The sequence below is a fragment of the Synechococcus sp. B60.1 genome (assembly GCF_047462555.1).
Classification (GTDB): Bacteria; Cyanobacteriota; Cyanobacteriia; order Thermostichales; family Thermostichaceae; genus Thermostichus.
This window is the reverse complement of the sequence record NZ_JANSJN010000151.1, coordinates 1-3605: the sequence shown is the minus strand read 5'-3', so window position 1 is coordinate 3605 and position 3605 is coordinate 1. Positions and strand designations below refer to the sequence as shown.

Sequence of the window (3605 nt, the reverse complement as noted above, 5' to 3'; positions counted from 1 at the left end):
CGGTTATCGGTAAAGGCAATCCAAACTTTGACGTTGGCAGGAGACTGGGCAAAGCTGTCGGCAGCCAGGAAGGCAGCCACCAAGCCAGCGGCGAAAGCCAGGAAAGTACGACGGGTGTTCATAGAAAAAGGCAGTTGCACTCGCTAAAGGCACATCCGAGAATACTGCACCGACATTAAGAGCAGGTTATATCTGGCCGGGATCCCCCCAGAAAGTGAACCCTCAGGCCGCAGTCAGAGTCAGATGAAATGAGCGCCCAGCCCAGGTTATGATTGGCAATTTCTCAAGGGGTCTCGAACATGAAAATGATGAAAAATGCAAGCTTTTGCCTGTTATTGGTTACTGCTTTACTAATGGCGCTTGCTCCCTTTGCGCAGGCTCGCCCCCGTCAGCGCGCCCACTCTGGCACCTACACGCGCAGCGGGCCAGGCGGCAGAGCGGCTAGTGGCACCTATTCCGGCCAGGGATCCCCCGGTCAAGGGGTGGAAGGGGACTATTCCGGCCAGGTGACCACCCAACAAGGCCAGACCTGGAACCTGAAGGGGCAACCCATCCGTCGCACCACCACCATCGACCCCCATCCGTGAAGGATCTGGTGGGATCCCCTGCTCAAGGCTGCCCGACCTGCCGCCGCAGCGCCTGGATCCCTGCGGCTAGACCCAACAGGACGATCAGCAGCAGGGTGCTCAGGGCCGCCGCCTGGTGGGTGTAGCCCCCTTGTTGCAAGCCAAAGATGAGCCACCCAAAGGTTTCCGAGCGGGAGGTTACCAAGAGGGCAGAGAGGGTCAGCTCGGCAAAAGATTGCAAAAACACCAGCAACACCGCTGCCGTTAAGGCCGGTGCCAGCAGGGGCAGCAGAATGTGGCGAAAGGTTTGCAGCAGAGAAGCCCCATCCAGGCTGGCTGCCTCCTCTAGGCTGGTGTCCAGGCTGCGCCAAGCAGCTTGCAGTGGTTGTAGCGCCAGGGCCAAGAACCGTCCCAGATAGGCCATCAGGATCAGCCCTAGGGTGCCGTAGAGGCTCAGCCCCGGCAGGGGCGGGGGCAACCACACCAAAATGAGGGACAACGCAAAAATCAGGCCCGGCAGGGCATAGGGCAAGTCCACGAGGAAGCTGAGCAGCGCCAGCAGCCGTACTTTCAACCGGGTCAGGGCATAGCCCAAGATCGTCGCCATCCCGCTGCAGAGCAGCGCTGCTCCTCCCGCCAAGCCCAAACTGTGCAGCGTGGCGCGGCGGGCCCGCTCCAGCTCAAAAAGAACCAGGCGGAAATGCTCCAGCGTCAGGTTAGACCAGACTAAGGGCAGGCCATAGGCCCGCAGCAGGGCAGTTGCAGCCATGGCCAGCAAAGGCCCGAGAATGAGCAGCAAGGCTGCGGCGAAGAGGATCCCGCTGAGCAGCCAACCCAGCCAGCCCAAGCGATAGGGATCCGGAGGGGCCTCGCCTGGATCCAGCCCCGCCTGAGGCTGCTGTGACCAGGCCAAAAAGAAGAGGGCCGGCAGGCCAAAGAGCAACGCCAGCGCCGCGCTGCGCCCAAACCCATCCCCGCCGAAGTTGATCACCTCTTGGTACAGCAGGGTGGGCAAAGTCAGGTAGCGTCCTGGGATCCCCAGCAAGGCCGGGATCCCGAAATTGCCCCAGGCCCCCAGAAAAGCCAGCGCCGCCGCTGCTGCCACAGAGGGCCGCAACAGGGGCAGGGTGATGAAGAGCCAAACCTGCAGCAGGTTTGCCCCATCCAGTTGGGCCGCCTCCTGAGCTTGCTTGGAGAGCCGGCTCAAGCCCGCCACCAGCGTCAGGTAGGCAATTGGCAGCACAAAAAGAGCTAGCAGCAGAATGATCCCCCCCGGCGTGTAGAAGCTCCACAGGGATCCCTGCTTCCCCAAAATCCAGCGCAGCCCCTGCTGCAAATAGCCCACCGGCCCGGCCCATTGGATCCAGGCCAAGGCCAAAACCTGGGGCGGAACCACGAGGGGAGATAAAAAGAGCACCCGCAGGATGCCGCGGCCCGGCAGATCTGTCTGGGTGGTGAGCACCGCCAGCACCAGGCCGCCGACCAGCGCTAATGCGGCTGAGACCGCCGACACCCAAAGGCTGTGGCCCAGCGCCAGATGGACGCGGGGCGTTTCCAGCAACCAGCGGATGTTCTCAAAGGAAAGCCCTTCCCCTTCGCTGCTCAAGGCTCGCTGCAACAGCTTCCAGAGGGGATAAGCGTGGGTCAAAGTCAAAAGGCACGCTACGGCTACCAGCCAGGGGATGATGGGGTGCCTTAACCCTTTACTCAAGCCCTCCCCCAGAAACGTTAGACCACGCCTTTGCTGACGCCCAAGGGATCCCACCTATTCCCCAAACAACTTGGCAAAGCGGGCTTTGTCGGCCTCGCGGCTTTCGGCCAACTCCGCTGCCGGGGCGCTCAAGATCTTCAGCTCGCTCAAAGCGGGGAAACCTTTTGGCGGCGTCACATCCTGCCGCAGCGGCATGTAGCCCATCTCAGCAGCGACCTCCTGTCCCTTCTGAGACAGCAAGAAGTCCACAAAAGCCTGGGCAGCTTCCAAGTTAGGCGTTCCTTTGACAATTCCCACCGGCTCGGTAATCACTGGCACGCCCTCCTTGGGATAAACCACCTCCACTGGGGATCCCTCGTTGCGGCTGCGAATAGCAAGAAAGTCTACCACCATGCCGTAGCTCTGTTCACCGCTAGCGACGTTACGGGCCACAGCGCCATTGCCTTGCACCAGCACGGTTTTATTCTTTTTCAGAGCTTCGTACCACTCCCAGCCCAGGCCAGGGGTGCGGGTGATAACTCCCAAGTTGTAAGCAGCAGCACCCGAATAGGTGGGGCTGGGCATCACTGCCTGGCCTTGGGGAACCTGGGCTAGAGCCGCCCAACTGTCAATGGGCTGGGCTTTGGCAGTGTTATAGACGATCACTGTAGCCAAGATCTTGGTGCCGAAGTAGTGACACTCTGGGTCGTAGTAGGTGGCAGCGATGGCCTTGGCCTCGGGACTGCAGTAGGACTCCAGCAAATTGCGGGATTTCAGCAACTCGAAAGTAGGCGCATCGGCCACCAGCAGCACATCGGCTTGGGGACTACCCTTTTCCGCTTCCAGCAAAAAGCGGCTGATCACCTCCTCGGTGCCGGAGCGAAAGATCTCTACCGAAACTTCTGGATAAACTTCCCGAAACGCAGACACGGTTTTCTGAGCGTCTGCATCAGGTTGGGAAGTGTACAAACGCAACGCCCCAGATGGCTTGGCCCAGACCGAGCTCAGGGATCCCCACCCAAGGGCCTGGGCAAGGGCCACAGTGCAGAGCATTGCTAACAAAGGTAGAGGGCGTATCATAGTTCTCCCTTGTTTGAGCGATTCGCTTAGCTGTCGATTTACTGATAACCAAGGCAGTTTTATTTCAAGATTTCCAAGGTCAAAATCTGCGTTGGCCTTACATTTTTGCCTTTTGCAAACACTTGCAAGCTACAGGGTACCCCAAAAAGATTAACTCGAGATTACAGCCTGTTAATTTAAAATAGGGTACAAGTTTTAAGAGGAAGGAGAGAAGGGAATGCCAACCCATTCTTTGGATCTACGGCAAAGGGTCGTGGCAGCTTATCTGG

3 protein-coding genes are annotated in these 3605 nt (G+C 59.2%); 1 reads left to right on the top strand and 2 read right to left on the bottom strand.

Annotated elements, in window-relative coordinates; genetic code table 11:
* The first annotated feature begins 353 nt into the window (after nucleotides 1–353).
* Nucleotides 354–587 carry a hypothetical protein gene (locus tag NW863_RS12480; RefSeq protein ID WP_414366743.1) on the top strand — a complete coding sequence of 78 codons (234 nt, stop codon included), beginning with the start codon at nucleotides 354–356 and terminating at the stop codon, nucleotides 585–587.
* 22 nt (nucleotides 588–609) lie between these two features.
* Here the strand turns inward: NW863_RS12480 and NW863_RS12475 are convergent, their stop codons facing one another.
* Both NW863_RS12475 and NW863_RS12470 read right to left on the bottom strand, forming a co-directional pair.
* Nucleotides 610–2220, bottom strand: coding sequence for an ABC transporter permease (locus NW863_RS12475; RefSeq protein WP_414366741.1), 1611 nt, complete (start codon nucleotides 2218–2220; stop codon nucleotides 610–612).
* A 111-nt stretch (nucleotides 2221–2331) separates the two neighbouring features.
* Nucleotides 2332–3309, bottom strand: a complete 978-nt coding sequence (locus tag NW863_RS12470; protein WP_414366746.1) for an ABC transporter substrate-binding protein — start codon at nucleotides 3307–3309, stop codon at nucleotides 2332–2334.
* Between the last annotated feature and the right edge of the window lie 296 nt (nucleotides 3310–3605).

What these genes read in the sequence shown, in the direction of transcription:
- NW863_RS12480 (WP_414366743.1), top strand. Translation starts at nt 354, where the DNA reads ATGGCGCTTGCTCCCTTTGCGCAGGCTCGCCCCCGTCAGCGCGCCCAC.
- NW863_RS12470 (WP_414366746.1), bottom strand. Translation starts at nt 3,309, where the DNA reads ATGCTCTGCACTGTGGCCCTTGCCCAGGCCCTTGGGTGGGGATCCCTG.